The sequence below is a fragment of the Psychrobacter sp. T6-6 genome (genome assembly GCF_052258185.1).
Classification (GTDB): domain Bacteria; phylum Pseudomonadota; class Gammaproteobacteria; order Pseudomonadales; family Moraxellaceae; genus Psychrobacter.
This window is the reverse complement of sequence record NZ_JBQQEX010000002.1, coordinates 295,979-310,850: the sequence shown is the minus strand read 5'-3', so window position 1 is coordinate 310,850 and position 14,872 is coordinate 295,979. Positions and strand designations below refer to the sequence as shown.

Below are 14,872 nucleotides of genomic sequence, written 5' to 3'. Positions count from 1 at the left end.
CACGACACATTTTTTATCTTAAGGATTTACGTAATATCTTGCCAACAGCAGTCTTAGGTAGCTCATCGATAAACTCATAGGATTGCGGACGCTTATAGCCAGTGAGTCGTTTGCTTGCAAAATCCTGTAGCTCCTCTACTGTGAGGTCTGGGTCTTTTTTCACCACAAATGCTTTTGGCACTTCACCGCTATGATCATCTGCAACGCCTACCACAGCCACCTCCAATACTTTAGGGTGCTCGGTCAGGGCAGCCTCTACTTCATTGGGATACACATTAAATCCTGAGACCAATATCATGTCTTTTTTGCGGTCTACGAGCGTCAAAAAACCCTCGTCATTTATGACACCAATATCACCTGATCTAAAGTAGCCATTGTCGGTAAAGGTATCTACATTGTCTCGTTGCCAGTAGCCGCGCATGACCTGTGGGCCTTTGATACAAACCTCTCCACGCGTACCTATCGGACATGTTTTGCCATTCTCATCTATGATATTAATATCCGTCAAAGCCAGCGGCAGTCCAACGCTACCATTGAATGCTGTAACACCAGAAGGATTGAAAGAAATAACCGGCGCTGTCTCAGACATACCATAGCCTTCGCTAATAATCATACCCGTCACTTGCTGCCACTGATCGGAGACTGCTTTGATAATCGCTGTGCCGCCACCGATAGATAATGCCAAGCGGCTAAAATCAAGGCTAGCAAATTTTGGATGGTGCAACATACCAATGAACAAGGTATTTACCGAAGGAATGACATGAGGTCGATGCTGTTCAATCGTTTTGACCAAACCATCGATATCACGAGGATTGGTAACTAAGACATCTTCCCAGCCGCCATAAAGACCCAGTAATCCGCAAACTGTAAATGAAAAGATATGATAGAGCGGTAAAGGATTGAGGATTTTGATTTGCTCACTACGATTGGCTTCAATTGTCTTGCCAAACATCGCGTAGCACTGACAGACATTGGCCATGACATTGTAATGGGTCAGCATAGCGCCTTTTGGCTTGCCAGTCGTACCACCTGTATACTGCAACAATGCCAAATCTTCACGTTCTATCGTAACGTCTTTGAACGCTGACTCACTATACGCCTGCATAACATGGGCAAACGTTATGTTGTGCTTTGCTGAGTCAGTTGATGACTTGGTTACTGCCTCAGTTGTTGACTGGGTCGAGGTATGTGCTGGCTTATGTGTGCTTGCAGATTGTGCTGAGTCAATTTGACTGAGCAAGGCAATATCGTTATCAGAAATACTAGGATCTATAGAGCACCTGACCACCCATTTTAGTTGTGCTTTTACCGTTTCATCTAGTTGCTCATAAGCCGTGCTCATACCATCTAGCACAATGAGACCGCAAGCTTGGGCATCCGTCAACTGATGTGCCAACTCATACTGCGTATACATGGGGTTGACGTTGACCAGTACCACACCCGCTCGTAAGCAACCTAACAGTACTACGGCATATTGCAGTATGTTTGGTAGCTGTACGGCAATACGGTCGCCTTTTTCTATACCTTGTGCCTGTAAGAACGCCGAAAAACGGCGGCTGGCACTGTCTAATTGACCAAAAGTAAGGGTCGCAGCGCCCATACTAAAAGCGGGACGATTACTGTGCTGATCTATCTTTGGTTGCAATAAGTCAATCAGGTTTTGCTTACCTGCCAATACGTCCAAGTTGTTGTCCAAACCATACTGCTCATACGTGGTCTGCCATAGAGGCGCTACGCTACTAGAAGTACTATTGCTCATTCTTTTGCATCCTTGCGTTATTGTCCGAATTTATCTCAGAGTATCATAGTTTATTGTCTATTTTTTAGACACACAGGGATTGAATGTATAAGCATCAGTCACGCTATGACCCATATAAACGCGCCTTAGAAATACACCTTTATTTCTGCAATAGCTATAAGACAAGTACCGCTAAACGAAAAAAACCAGCAAAAATCACTGTTTGATTTTGCTGGTTTTTTGAACTTTTGAATGTTTATAAAGCTTGATAACTATATGGTTAAACTACGCTAAAGATAGACTAAGCTTTCGCCATCTCTGCAAATATCTCATCAGCAGCAGCAATCGATGCATCGATATCTTCATTACTGTGCTTAATCGACATAAAGCCTGCTTCATACGCAGAAGGTGCAAGATAGATACCGCGATCTAGCATACCGTGAAAGAAGGTATTGAATACCGTCATGTCGCACTCTGTCACATCATCGAAGTTCATTGGCGTCTGAGTGTCAGCATCTTTGACAAAGAACATACCAAACATACCGCCTAATTTATTGGTACGCAGATTGATGCCGTGTTTGTCCGCTGCCGCTTGAAAACCATCGACCAAATGATCGACTCTGGTAGATAAGTCGTCGTAGAAACCTGCTTCCGTTAAGTCTTCAAACATCGCGATACCAGCGCGCATGGCCAGCGGATTACCAGACAACGTGCCTGCTTGATACACGCCGCCGAGGGGTGCGATGCAAGACATGATGTCTTCTTTACCACCGAACGCGCCAACAGGTAGACCTGCACCGATGATTTTGCCAAAACAAGTTAAATCAGGCGTGATACCAAAATGTGCCTGCGCACCGCCAAGACCCACGCGGAACCCTGTCATGACTTCATCAAAAATCAATACTGCGCCATGCTCAGTACACTGGGCACGCAGCGTATCGTGAAAATCCTGCTCTGGAATGATCATATTCATGTTGCCAGCGATAGGCTCTAAGATAACGCAAGCAATCTCTTCACCCCATTTTTCAAAACAGTCTTTGATCGCTTGTGGATCATTATAAGGAATCGTAATGGTATGCTTCGCAAAATCCGCTGGCACACCTTTCGAGGTTGGCTCGCCGATATCGAGCATACCAGAGCCCGCTTTGACGAGCAGACTGTCTGAATGGCCATGATAGCAGCCTTCAAACTTAACGATTTTGTCACGCTGGGTATAGCCACGTGCCAGACGGATTGCGCTCATGGTCGCTTCGGTACCCGAGCTGGTCATACGAACCATCTCAACGCTTGGTACGATATCGCAAATCTTATCAGCAACGGTGGTTTCAAACGGCGTTGGTGTACCAAAGCTCAAACCATCATCGGCCGCTTTTTTTACTGCATCGATGACTTTTGGATGCGCATGACCCAAAATCATCGGACCCCAAGAACCCACATAATCGATGTAGGCATTGTCTTCGGTGTCATAAATCTTGCTACCGTTGGCACGGTGCATAAATATCGGCGTACCACCAACTCCGGCAAAGGCACGTACGGGTGAATTGACGCCACCTGGGATATGTTTGCGCGCTTGGGCAAAGAGCTGTTCGTTTTTAGTACTCATAGCTAGTCTCTATTTGTAGATGTTGTATTTTATAGGGTTTATATTTTATAGGGTCTGTATTTTTTGATTAACGTTAGTTTTATATTTGTTTATTATCCAATCTTTCAAGACGTTTTTACAATTTACGCTTTTTTGACGACAGAAGATTTTAGCTTCATTGGACCATAGCCGTCGAGCTTGCAATCGATATCATGACCATCGGTTGCGTCTGGCAACAAGCGAATACTTTTTGCTTTTGTCCCGACTTTGATGACCAGTGACGAGCCTTTAACCTTGAGGTCTTTGATGACCGTAACAGCATCACCATCCTGCAACTCGTTGCCGACCGCATCACGAATCAATGCATCTTGTTCTTCTGCTTGTGCCTCATCAGTCTCAGCCGCCGTCCATTCATGAGCACACATAGGACATACCAGTAACGCACCATCTTCGTACGTATATTCAGCATCACATTTCGGGCAATTTGGTAAGCTCATTATATCCTCGGTAGTCATCAAATATTGGGTTCAATATAGAGTCAACATTGTACCGTAACTCACCATCTTTAACCAATTTGTACGGTTGAAAATTGGACACTGTACCCAATTTAATACGTAACCCCTCACTTTAATGCACCCCTTAGCGATGACGTTTTTGTGACTGTATTTTTGTGGTACTCTTCTTAACCTTATAACGATTTATACGCGCGCTTTTAGTTAGTAACATGGTCAGTAACAATGGCATCTATATAAAAAGTGCGCGTATAATTTTTTATCACTTCGATGTTGTCTTTTAGCCCATTTATTTATAAACATTTGAATTAGGGGCATGCCCTAATAATTAAGCGCTTAGCAGAAGGATAATAACAATGACTCAGTCTTCAGATACCTCAGTATTACCGCAGTTTTCACAGCTGACCATTCAAGGTGAGGACGCCGAAAAATTCTTGCAAGGTCAATTGACTTGTGATGTGACCAAACTTGGGCTCAGCTATCAGGCAGCCGCTATCGGCAACCTAAAAGGTCGTATTGAATTTGGCATTTGGATTAAGAAACAAGCAGAAAAGCATTATGATGTGGTCATAAGCAGCGATTGTGCGGCATCTTTGCAAGCGCATCTGAACAAGTATGGCGCGTTTTCAAAATTTGAGACCAGTGCGCCGACTACCATCTATCCTTGCGTGCTGGCAGATGCACCCACCTTTAGTCACAAAGAAGATCATAATACAGCCGCCGATACTGAGGCGTGGATGACGTGCAGCATAGCCACAGGCAACTATTGGATCGTTGCGGCGACTCAAGCTGAGTTTCAACCGCAAGAACTGCGTCTACATCAGCGCGGCGGTATGGACTATGATAAAGGCTGCTATTTGGGTCAAGAAGTTATCGCCCGTATTTATTTTAAGTCAGCACCCAAAGCATTTTTGCATTATGTACAAGGCATTGGCGCAGCACCAGTAGCAGGCGACAAACTGGACAAAATCCAAGTGGTCAACACCATGAAGACCGACGATGGCTTTATCGCTCTTGTCGTGGCGCGTCCTGAACAATTGGCAGAAAGCACACTGAGCATACTGGACTTGCCAGCAGCACTACAAGTGGACGTAGCGCGCCCAAAGTAACTCAAGCAATATAGCTACTTGGCAAAGGTGATAGTGGTTTGATACAGAACTGCCATCATGATTAACATGAGCATAGAGAATCCTATGACACATATTGCGATACTCGGAGCAGGCGTGGTGGGCGTGACCACCGCATGGTATCTACGTCAGGCAGGCTATGATGTGACCGTGATTGAGCGTGAGTCCGCAGCAGGCATGCAGACCTCCTTTGCCAATGGCGGTCAAATATCGGTCTCGCATGCCACGCCATGGGCCAACCCTGCAACGCCAATGAAAGCGCTCAAGTGGTTGTTTAAAGAAGATGCGCCACTGCTGTTTCGTCTACGTGCAGATAAGAATCAGCTCAAATGGGCCATGCAGTTTTTGCAAGAGTGCCGCGCCGATCGTGCCGATGCCAATCTGGTGCAAATGGTACGCTTGGGGCTTTACTCAAGAGACGCCCTACAACAGCTACGCGCAGATATCAGTATCAACTATGAGCAGCAAACACGCGGTATCATGCATTTTTATACCAGCCAAGCGGAGTTCGATGCCGCTATCGAACCTACAGAGCGCATGCAAGCGCTAGGCTGTGAGCGTCATGTGATTGATATCAATAATGCCGTCAGCTTAGAGCCAGCACTCTACCCTATTGCACACAATCTCACAGGGGCTACCTATACCAGCCGCGACGAGTCTGGCAACGCGCATCTGTTTACTCAGCGCTTAGCACAGCGCTGCATCGGTGCGGGTGTGCAGTTTTTGTATGATACTGAGATATTAGCCCTCAATACTGACGCTCACTCTACTAGGCCCCATGTGCACAGTATTACTATTCGCCCGAAAGGTGAAAACGCGCAGACTTTCACGGCTGATAGTCATGTGGTCGCACTTGGCAGTTATAGCGTTCCTCTCTTAAAACCACTGGGTATTCATGTACCCATCTTTCCTGCAAAGGGCTATTCAGCCACATATACGGTGAATCCGCGAGCGCCGCATTTAGCACCTTTTGTTAGCCTAATAGATGATGAGTTTAAGCTGGTAACCTCGCGGCTGGGTGACAAACTGCGAGTTGCGGGGACAGCAGAATTTAACGGCTATAATCTCGACCTAAATGCCACGCGCTGTGAGGCGATTACTCGCCGCGTACAGCAATTGTTTCCCAAAGGCATCATCGCAAATTCTGTTCAGTATTGGACAGGACTACGACCGATGACCCCATCGAACGTGCCATTGATTGGTCGTGCGCACTGTGGTCAAGTCAAACATGGCAGTCATAATGCTTCAGCGACTTTTGACAATTTATGGCTCAATACAGGGCATGGCACACTAGGGTGGACACATGCTTGCGGTTCTGCAAAAGCGATCAGCTTGTTAATCCAAGGGGATACGCCCAATGTTGATTTTGATTTTGTAGGCGTAAGTAGCTGACCTAGTATCGAAAGAATATATGAGAATGGTACCCAAAAAAACGGCGCTTACATCGTGTAAGCGCCTTCTTTTTGCTTTGTGACAAACTTGCAATGAAACCTAAGCTTATGCGATTGCACTGTCTACTAACGTCTCTGATGCCTCGGTAGATATACTTTCTATGCTAGTACCCAACGCTTCCAACTGTACTGGCACACCATTGACAGCGGCATTACCGCTCAACTGATCGATTAGGGTATCGTCTGTTAAGTCATTGACACTCACACCAGCATGCTCTTGAGCAATCTTTTGCTTAACGCCTTTACGTCCATGCCCAAAGCCATGTGGAATACTCACCACGCCTGGCATCAGCTCATCGGTTACTTCTGCTGCGATGACTACACTACCGACTCGAGACGTTACTTTTACGTCTTGACCATCTTCAATACCATACTGCTCTGCCGTTTGTGGATGCAGCATCAGCGTACAACGAGATTTGCCTTTGACCAATCGATAACTGTTATGCAGCCATGAGTTGTTGCTACGTACATGGCGACGACCAATGAGTAAAATCTCTTGATTGTCGTACTGCTGCATCATCTCTTTAACCCGTGCCAAATCTGCTTGATAAAAATCAACATTGAGATTGATTTGTTTATCCGCATGCTTGATAGCCTCTGGCAACATACGATGCAATGGTCCCAAATCAATACCATGTGGGTTATCTATCAGCGCATCCAATGTCACGTCTTTATAAGGTCCATATTTGAGACCCTGTTCAAGTAAGAACTTTGGTCCAAATGCTTTTGTCGCCGCACGCTCTTTTTGTACCGCTTCAGGGGCATCTTTATCCAAACGATCAGCAAGCCCCAAATAAATCTCCCAGTCATGCTTTTCATTGTCTGTTTTACTAAACAAGGCAGGCGAGTATTTGGCAACATTATGTACCGCAAAACCGTTAAACGTGATGTCGTAATGGTCACGCTCTAATGGCGATACAGGCGGCAGGATAATATTGGCATGGCGACTGGTCTCAGTCACAAAATAATCGAGCGACACCATAAACTCCAGCCCTGATAGCGCCTCGTCTAGTTTTTCGCCGTTTGGTGTCGTGAGGACGGGGTTACCCGCAACTGTCATAAAGCCTTTTAACTGTCCTTCTCCTTCTACTAGCATCTCATCGGCCATCGCAACGACGGGATACTCACCATTAAAATCAGGTAGGTTACTCACGCGGCTGTGGCGTTTGCCCAAATAGCCAGGACCCGAGCTATTGACCACATCGACAGCTGGGTTCGGGAACATGAGTCCGCCCACTTCATCCAAGCGTCCTGTCACGATATTGATGACCATAGAGAGATACTGGCTCAGCAGCCCAAACTCTTGCACTGAGATACCCATACGGCCATAGCAGACTGAGCTTTCGGCCTCACAGAACTCTTTGACTATACGTTTGATTTCATCAGCTGTGATACCCGTGATGCCCGCTACCGATTCAGGTGTGAACCCTTCTGCAAATGACTCAATACGATCAATCTCTGGTGCCAAGCCTGCCACTCGGCTATCTACTTTGGCATAGCCTTGTGCATAGATTTCATTGAGCATGGCAAGTAACAGCAGTACGTCTGTCGCTGGGCGAATAAAGTGATGCTCGCTAGCGATATCTGCGGTTTCGGTACGTCTTGGATCGATCACCACCACTTTACCGTCGCGGGCTTTGATGTCTTTTAGTTTTTGGCGCATGTTGGGCGCAGTCATGATACTGCCATTAGACGCCAGCGGGTTACCGCCGATGATGAGCATATACTGGGTATGGTTCACATCCGGGACCGGAATACGCAGCATATGACCGAACAGGTGCATACTAACAATATGGTGTGGTAGCTGGTCAATAGATGTCGCAGAAAAACGACTGCGTGTCTTTAGGCTGGTCAGTAGCTGTTTGATGGTCAACATACCGCCCATATTATGGACATTCGGGTTACCTAAATAGACCCCAAACGCATTTTGTCCGTGTTTTTGCTGAACGGACTGAATACCTGCAGCGACTTTGTCTAAAGCCTCTGGCCAACTGATCGATTTCCAGCCATCCGCCGTTCTCTCAACAGGCCCTCTCAAACGATCAGGGTCTTCGTACAAGTCCTGCAAAGCAGTTGCTTTTGGGCAAATGTAGCCTTGCGAAAAAGGATCATTTTTATCCCCTTTAATCGATAAGACTTTTTCGCCGTCGTGCTTTATTTCGACGCCGCACATGGCCTCGCATAAGGTACAGGTTCTAAAGTGTATCTGTTCATTGTCCGTTGGTGTAGCCGCTGTTGTGGCCATAGTCATGCTCCCTTTTATGTGTTGTGAATCCTAGCTGTCACGACATACATCATGACTTGCTATGGTTGCTTCCGTGCAAAAAATTAGCGAACAGCGCATCAAAGCTAATGCTCAATGTGTTAATCGCCTGCGCCCTTGAATAGCGCTGCTGATGACAGCCTAATATCAACTCGTGTACTTGTGCAGCAGCCATATCGACACAAAGATTGACAGCACTCCTCTCAGCAGAACGATTGGATAGCTGTAACCCCTGAATAAATATCTCTGTCCACTCTTCTTGTATTTCGCTGACCAGATTTCCTAGCCCATTACTTAGTGAAGACTGGTTTTCTATAGTGGCACTAAATCGCGGACGGTCTTCGAGCAGGTGCTGAAACAGTTCGATATTCTGAAACGCTGAATCAAAAATCATGGTCAGACATTGCTGACACTGCTCATTAAACTGCTCCTCACTCAATACGTCGTAGTCTTTGAGCATATTGACCCACGCCAGTCGCATAGGAGATAGGTAGTTATCTTTTAACTGAGCACTTAGCTCGTTTTGCAGCGCATCTAAGCTCTCAAAATGATTATAAAAACTGGGCTGCGCTATACCAGCACCCTTAGCAATTTTATTCATGCTCATACCTTGAGCACCTTGCAAGCTATATAACCGCAAGGCGCTTTTGAGCAATGCGCGCCGCGTTTTAGCTTTTGCCTGCTCGCGTTTTGACTCTAGTTTTGAACCCATAGGTACTGTCATATCTTGTGCTAATACATTCAATACAAAGGTATCCTGATTTGGTTAATAACTTGATTAAGAATTCGATCAACAACTCAGTCAATAGTGTGGTCAACACGTCAGTAATTTACCTGAAGTGCTATTGTGCTGAAAAATGTGATGATAGATAGAGATAACGGTTTTCGGGTGTGCTATCTTTCGACCAGTCGTCTTTAGAGTCACTACTCCTAAACCCGCCACAATTACTACCAATCATGTTTCGACTATAAGGTTATAGTCATTTAAACTATAAGTCTATAGCCAAACGCATAGTAGAACTCGTGCTTCACAAAAACATAATCTTAGGCCGCTATCATGACATCACCTGTTTTTTCATCGTTCGTATTGCCTTGTGGCATCACCTTACCCAATCGCTTAGCAAAAGCTGCTATGGAAGAAAACATGGCTGATGCAGGTCAGATTCCAGGCGCTGTCCTCCTTCGTCTGTATAAGCGCTGGGCAGCAGGCGGTACAGGCTTACTCATTACAGGGAATGTCATGGTCGATGGTCGCGCCATGACTGGCCCTGGCGGTGTCGTACTAGACAAGCATAGTGATATAGCGCCTTTTGAGGCGTGGGCACGTGTTGCCAAACAAAACAACACCCGCGTTGTGATGCAGCTCAACCACCCTGGTCGTCAGGTATACGCTGCGATGGGCGGTGATGTTCTCTCTCCTTCTGATGTGGCGCTTGATTTGGGCAAGCACTCTCATTTATTTAGTAAACCTCGTGCTATGACACAGCAGGATATAGAGCAGCTGATACAGCGGTTCGCTGATAGCGCTGTCAAAGCAGAGCAGGCAGGTTTTGACGGGGTACAAATTCATGCCGCCCACGGCTATCTTATCTCTCAGTTTTTATCCCCGCTCACCAATCAGCGAAAAGATGAGTACGGTGGTTCTATCGAAAGCCGTATGCGGCTGTTGATCGAAGTGATCAAAGCCATTCGTGAGCAGGTTTCTGCCACTTTTATAGTGGCTGTAAAAATAAACTCAGCTGACTTTCAGCGAGGTGGTTTTGATGCTGATGATGCTAAAGTGGTGGTGTTAGCCATGAACGAGCTGGCAGTAGATTTGGTCGAGCTCTCTGGTGGTAGTTACGAAAGCCCAGCCATGCAAGGCAGTACAGCAGATGGACGCACTCTACAGAGAGAGGCTTACTTTTTGGATTTTGCAAAAGAGATTGCTCAAGCCGCTACCATGCCTATTATGACGACAGGTGGCGTTAGACGGTTGGCTGTTGCAGAAGAGGTACTGGCTCAGGGCATCGATATTGTCGGCATGGGCACAGCGTTGGCGCTGAATCCAGCCCTTCCCAATGATTGGAAAAAAGATACCACATTGAGTGCTCACGATCCTATGGTACGCTGGAAAGACAAAACCTTAAGTGCGCTTGCGACCATGGCAGTAGTCAAACGTCAGCTACAGCGCATGGGCAATGGCAAGCCGCCTAAGTCTAATGTATCGCCATTATTTTCACTGGTTAGTGACCGTATTCGCATAAAGAAACTGACCACGCGTTATAAGCGTTACTTGGCTAACCGCTAATAATCTGGCGCCCTTCATTAATCTCTATTGAGTATAAAACAGTAAAAAGCAGAATTCTAAATTTAGAACTCTGCTTTTTTTTCGCTATTTATTTTGCCTAGACGTTCCTTCTACCTTGTAGACGCGCTATTTAATTACGCTTATATTTCCATATTCAGTTTAATACTATTACGCACGATAGACGCAATTTACGCTGCACTATCACAGCATCCGTATGGATAACACTTAGCGAACGTTCACTATAATTAAGTAACACTATAAACATAGCACATACAGACAGTCCAATTGAAAAGTCCTATATTTGATTTCACAAGATTTTTGAAAACAACCAACTATACTTGTGAATCATAAATAAAATAATAATATCTAGAATAACAATAAATAAAATTAAGATTTTAAAATAAAAATAATATAATAATAAATATTATCTAATAACAAAGAAGAAGTACCAGAAAAGAAGCGTTAAAACCAACCAAAGACAATAAGTTCAACAAAAGGAATAATACAATGAACGAACATACTCTAAAAGGCGAATGGAACCAGATGAAAGGTTCGGCTAAGCAAAAGTGGGCAGAGTTGACTGATGATGATCTCACCCATGTCGAAGGTAGCCGAGATAAGCTAGTCGGTCGTGTCCAAGAGCGCTATGGTCATGCTAAAGAAGATGCAGAGCGTGAAGTAGATGACTGGCGCCGCGAAAACAAATACTAATTAATTATACTTAGAAAAATAATAATTTTTTAACACAAATAAAAAACCGTATATTGATATATGCGGTTTTTTTGCGTCGGATGAATATTAATAATTGAATAAATATTAGCCATCAAATAAAGGCTAGTTATCAAATAAATACTTGTTATGAACTATTACTATCTAAAAGAACATATGCATTGCGATAATTAAACAGTAACAATAATGAGCGTCATCCAGACACGATAAAACCGCATAGCAATTAATTGTTATGCGGTTTTATTGTTAACCATCCATGTTACCTATCGCGGACTAGTTTCATGCATCCTTGCACAAATAGTTAGTATATTGCGATACTGGGCATCCTGCCCTTATTACTACATGCAGCGTTTGATATTAACTGCTGCTATCAGCACAGGGTATGTGTCCTTACTTCAGCTATCATTATCATCCTGATGGTGATAACTGAATCATTATCCTTAATGCGGTCAACTCAATCCTTGAGTCACATTCCCTAATGCCGTGTGACTATAATGCCTAACTCTCACTCTCATGTTAAGTCGCGTAAACGTCATTGTGTGTAAGCATATGCTTACATCGATTAAATTATAGCAATGATTACAACTTACTAACGCAAATGACACTTAATATAAAGTTTTGCATCTTACTATAGATAATGTAAGAAAATATTTCTAAACGTACTTCCTAATAGTAATAGTTGTGAACTTTTCAGCAAAAGTTACCCTACTCTGCAACTTATTGTTTTAGCCAATACCCGCACTTTACCTTATAGCCTTCTGAAACCTTATAGGACATCAAATTATGAAAACTATAAAGCCGTTCTCATTTAAGACTGCTGTATCTACTGGTCTTGCCATCGCGTTATTAGGTACAACTGTCGGTTGTACGATAGCTGGTTCAGGGTATGACAATCAGCGTATATATCGTGTCGATAACAACCGTCAAAATGATAGTTTTAACCGTGTCAGCCAGCAGTTACGTCAAGACTTGCGCCGCAAAGGCTACCAGGTGATGGATATTAGACCCGACAGTTATCGCGGCGAGCGTGCAATTACAGCGTTCGTTAAAAAGAACAACCAAGCTTATGAAGTCAAATATACTTATCCTTCTCTAAGACTCATCAACTCAAATAAGATAGCATGGTCAAATAACGGGAAAGATAATAAGTACCAACGAGACAATGACCGATATAAGAAAGACAAGTACAAGGATGATGACAAATACAAAGGGAATAAGCGCTACAAAAAAGGAAACGTCGAAGACAGTATCAAGAGAGAATCACGTTACCCCGCTCTTAAGCGCCGTGCGATCAACAAAGTAAGAGCGATGGGCTACCGTGTCGAGGATATAGATCTTGAAGAAAAGAACAAGCGCGGTGTCTTTGAAATTGAAGCAAAACGCGGTTCACAGAAATATGAGATATTGCTGAGCTACCCAAATCTAGAGGTTATTAGAGTCAAAAAAGATTGATTGTGCTGAGTCGCTTTTATTAGCGCAGCTCTATATGTCTGTCCATCAAAGCAAGTGTAAATCGTCAATCTTACTGACCTGAGTGTTGGCTAGATATCTTGAAGCATTGCAAAGCAATCTGTATTAAACAATGTCCTGTTATGAGAAAATTTTTATGAGAACCATATTACCTTTGGCAATAAAAAATGTAGTATCCGGTAGTATTGTTGCCACACTACTAGCAGCAACAACTGGCTGTGTGACTACCCCTAATGGCTACAATGTCTACGATGACATCTACGGAGATGTCTATAAGGACAGTAAAGATCACAAAAAGTATAAGAACAAAAAAGCTGACAAAAACGTCTCATCATCTACTGTCGAGCGCCGAGCGGCTAGTAAAGTCAGCAGTATGGGCTACCGTGTCAAAGACGTTAAATATAAAAAGGGCGATCGTAAAATTAAAGTGAAGGCTGAACGTGGACGCGATGATTATAAAATCGAGCTGGGTTATCCGAGCTACAATGTGATTAAGCTTAAAAAAGATTGATCAGTTGTTAAATACTGGCATTCACTATTAATACCTAGTTGGAACATCAAAAATTTTATAACCAAATAAGTCATTGAGTGGTTTATTTGGTTTTTTTATGACAAGTCTTACGCTCAATAAGCTGATATTTCTCTACATAACACTAAAAATCCAAGACTTTTATTACATCATACGCTGGTGTCTCGTACGGGTGCGTCTCTTTTAACGCGGCGATAGTAGCCGTTATAAATGCGTCATCGACGACCATCTCTACTCGCCACTCATCGACCGTTTCTAAACTATCGTGACGACCGATATGCGGCGTACTACCTGATAATGGCATAAACTGACCGGTTCCTCGTACCTGCCAACAGCACTGCTCGTAGTTACCAATACTCCCAGCACCAGCAGCAAACATCGCAGATTTTACTTGGTCTAACGCATCATTAGGAATGAATACGGTTAACTTATACATAGGTTTACCTCATAGATGTCGTCAACAGGCAGTCAGTCGAACTAATTTTTGGACAGAGACGGATGGTCGGTCCAAATATAGCGTAGTAGCCAATCTTTGGCATCACCTGCATAGTCAATACCAATACGTGGACGTACTGACACGGGTGGCTGGCAACTATCATCCTCGACCCAAACGCTTGAGTCTGGCGAGATTGGTTTGCCATATAGCTCACGGTCGATCTGCAAGCGTTTGGTCAATTTACCCGGCCCTGCGAATTGCTTAGGATGAGTAAATTGCTTATCTGGACTCAGTTGTTGCTCATTAATCAGGCGGTCACTATCCTCGGTCAAAAACCCAGCGCGAATCAGTACCGACTCAGGGGATTCGGCTGCACCACTGACCAGATTGAGCATATGATGCACGCCGTAAGTCAAATAGACATAGAACACACCGCCTTGCTCATACATAATCTCTGTGCGCGCTGTTCGAGTGCCTGCATGTGAGTGGCAAGCGGGATCATCTTGACCAATATAGGCTTCGGTCTCTGAGATACGCATACGTAGCGTTTTTTGCTGTCCATCACTATCTGTTAGCTCTCGACATAAGACTTTACCCACCAAGTCGGCCGCGACCACACAGGTCGGACGAGTAAACCAGTCAGGCTCTAAAACAGTTGGTGAAGCAGTAGACATTAGCAAAACCTTTTCTTATTTTTATGGTCTAATTGATATGAGTAAGTACTATCAAATTAGCATAAAAATAA

13 protein-coding genes are annotated in these 14,872 nt (G+C 44.3%); 6 read left to right on the top strand and 7 right to left on the bottom strand.

What is annotated here, in order from left to right:
* Positions 1–13 precede the first annotated feature (13 nt).
* From ACTXGL_RS04510 to ACTXGL_RS04500, 3 genes are all read right to left on the bottom strand, one after another.
* Positions 14–1,759 (bottom strand): AMP-binding protein, encoded by a 1,746-nt coding sequence (locus ACTXGL_RS04510; RefSeq protein ID WP_443525182.1) that lies wholly within the window; start codon positions 1,757–1,759, stop codon positions 14–16.
* A 280-nt stretch (positions 1,760–2,039) separates the two neighbouring features.
* Positions 2,040–3,341: a glutamate-1-semialdehyde 2,1-aminomutase gene (gene hemL / locus ACTXGL_RS04505; RefSeq protein ID WP_443525180.1), complete on the bottom strand. Its 1,302-nt coding sequence runs from the start codon at positions 3,339–3,341 to the stop codon at positions 2,040–2,042.
* A gap of 122 nt (positions 3,342–3,463) precedes the next feature.
* Complete coding sequence (locus ACTXGL_RS04500) at positions 3,464–3,817, bottom strand: zinc ribbon domain-containing protein YjdM (RefSeq protein WP_319052121.1); 354 nt, start codon at positions 3,815–3,817, stop codon at positions 3,464–3,466.
* 371 nt (positions 3,818–4,188) lie between these two features.
* On the opposite strand from ACTXGL_RS04500, the gene ygfZ reads away from it, so the two are divergent.
* Positions 4,189–4,941 (top strand): CAF17-like 4Fe-4S cluster assembly/insertion protein YgfZ, encoded by a 753-nt coding sequence (gene ygfZ / locus ACTXGL_RS04495; RefSeq protein ID WP_443525178.1) that lies wholly within the window; start codon positions 4,189–4,191, stop codon positions 4,939–4,941.
* Positions 4,942–5,025: 84 nt separating this feature from the next.
* Positions 5,026–6,351: a D-amino acid dehydrogenase gene (locus ACTXGL_RS04490; RefSeq protein ID WP_443525177.1), complete on the top strand. Its 1,326-nt coding sequence runs from the start codon at positions 5,026–5,028 to the stop codon at positions 6,349–6,351.
* 105 nt (positions 6,352–6,456) lie between these two features.
* Here the strand turns inward: ACTXGL_RS04490 and ACTXGL_RS04485 are convergent, their stop codons facing one another.
* The gene (locus ACTXGL_RS04485) at positions 6,457–8,655 is read right to left on the bottom strand and encodes a molybdopterin oxidoreductase family protein (RefSeq protein WP_443525175.1); all 2,199 of its coding nucleotides are present in this window, start codon (positions 8,653–8,655) and stop codon (positions 6,457–6,459) included.
* A 49-nt stretch (positions 8,656–8,704) separates the two neighbouring features.
* Positions 8,705–9,397, bottom strand: coding sequence for a TetR/AcrR family transcriptional regulator (locus ACTXGL_RS04480; RefSeq protein WP_443525173.1), 693 nt, complete (start codon positions 9,395–9,397; stop codon positions 8,705–8,707).
* 333 nt (positions 9,398–9,730) lie between these two features.
* On the opposite strand from ACTXGL_RS04480, the gene ACTXGL_RS04475 reads away from it, so the two are divergent.
* The 4 genes from ACTXGL_RS04475 to ACTXGL_RS04460 all read left to right on the top strand — a co-directional run bounded on the left by ACTXGL_RS04475 (position 9,731) and on the right by ACTXGL_RS04460 (position 13,673).
* Complete coding sequence (locus ACTXGL_RS04475) at positions 9,731–10,963, top strand: NADH:flavin oxidoreductase/NADH oxidase family protein (protein ID WP_443525172.1); 1,233 nt, start codon at positions 9,731–9,733, stop codon at positions 10,961–10,963.
* 507 nt (positions 10,964–11,470) lie between these two features.
* The gene (locus tag ACTXGL_RS04470) at positions 11,471–11,674 is read left to right on the top strand and encodes a CsbD family protein (RefSeq protein WP_319052385.1); all 204 of its coding nucleotides are present in this window, start codon (positions 11,471–11,473) and stop codon (positions 11,672–11,674) included.
* Positions 11,675–12,475: 801 nt separating this feature from the next.
* Complete coding sequence (locus ACTXGL_RS04465) at positions 12,476–13,144, top strand: hypothetical protein (RefSeq protein WP_443525170.1); 669 nt, start codon at positions 12,476–12,478, stop codon at positions 13,142–13,144.
* A 154-nt stretch (positions 13,145–13,298) separates the two neighbouring features.
* Positions 13,299–13,673, top strand: coding sequence for a hypothetical protein (locus ACTXGL_RS04460; RefSeq protein ID WP_443525168.1), 375 nt, complete (start codon positions 13,299–13,301; stop codon positions 13,671–13,673).
* Positions 13,674–13,815: 142 nt separating this feature from the next.
* Here the strand turns inward: ACTXGL_RS04460 and ACTXGL_RS04455 are convergent, their stop codons facing one another.
* Positions 13,816–14,127, bottom strand: coding sequence for a YqfO family protein (locus ACTXGL_RS04455; protein ID WP_443525166.1), 312 nt, complete (start codon positions 14,125–14,127; stop codon positions 13,816–13,818).
* Positions 14,128–14,168: 41 nt separating this feature from the next.
* A complete protein-coding gene (locus ACTXGL_RS04450; protein WP_443525164.1) occupies positions 14,169–14,801 on the bottom strand; it encodes a DNA-3-methyladenine glycosylase in 633 nt (210 codons plus the stop codon).
* Positions 14,802–14,872: the final 71 nt, after the last annotated feature.

Excerpts from the sequence above, each read along its gene's own strand:
- ACTXGL_RS04460 (WP_443525168.1), top strand. The coding sequence starts at position 13,299 with ATGAGAACCATATTACCTTTGGCAATAAAAAATGTAGTATCCGGTAGT.
- hemL (WP_443525180.1), bottom strand. The coding sequence starts at position 3,341 with ATGAGTACTAAAAACGAACAGCTCTTTGCCCAAGCGCGCAAACATATC.
- ACTXGL_RS04490 (WP_443525177.1), top strand. The coding sequence starts at position 5,026 with ATGACACATATTGCGATACTCGGAGCAGGCGTGGTGGGCGTGACCACC.
- ACTXGL_RS04510 (WP_443525182.1), bottom strand. The coding sequence starts at position 1,759 with ATGAGCAATAGTACTTCTAGTAGCGTAGCGCCTCTATGGCAGACCACG.
- ACTXGL_RS04450 (WP_443525164.1), bottom strand. The coding sequence starts at position 14,801 with ATGTCTACTGCTTCACCAACTGTTTTAGAGCCTGACTGGTTTACTCGT.
- ACTXGL_RS04475 (WP_443525172.1), top strand. The coding sequence starts at position 9,731 with ATGACATCACCTGTTTTTTCATCGTTCGTATTGCCTTGTGGCATCACC.
- ACTXGL_RS04480 (WP_443525173.1), bottom strand. The coding sequence starts at position 9,397 with ATGACAGTACCTATGGGTTCAAAACTAGAGTCAAAACGCGAGCAGGCA.
- ACTXGL_RS04485 (WP_443525175.1), bottom strand. The coding sequence starts at position 8,655 with ATGGCCACAACAGCGGCTACACCAACGGACAATGAACAGATACACTTT.
- ACTXGL_RS04455 (WP_443525166.1), bottom strand. The coding sequence starts at position 14,127 with ATGTATAAGTTAACCGTATTCATTCCTAATGATGCGTTAGACCAAGTA.
- ygfZ (WP_443525178.1), top strand. The coding sequence starts at position 4,189 with ATGACTCAGTCTTCAGATACCTCAGTATTACCGCAGTTTTCACAGCTG.
- ACTXGL_RS04500 (WP_319052121.1), bottom strand. The coding sequence starts at position 3,817 with ATGAGCTTACCAAATTGCCCGAAATGTGATGCTGAATATACGTACGAA.
- ACTXGL_RS04465 (WP_443525170.1), top strand. The coding sequence starts at position 12,476 with ATGAAAACTATAAAGCCGTTCTCATTTAAGACTGCTGTATCTACTGGT.
- ACTXGL_RS04470 (WP_319052385.1), top strand. The coding sequence starts at position 11,471 with ATGAACGAACATACTCTAAAAGGCGAATGGAACCAGATGAAAGGTTCG.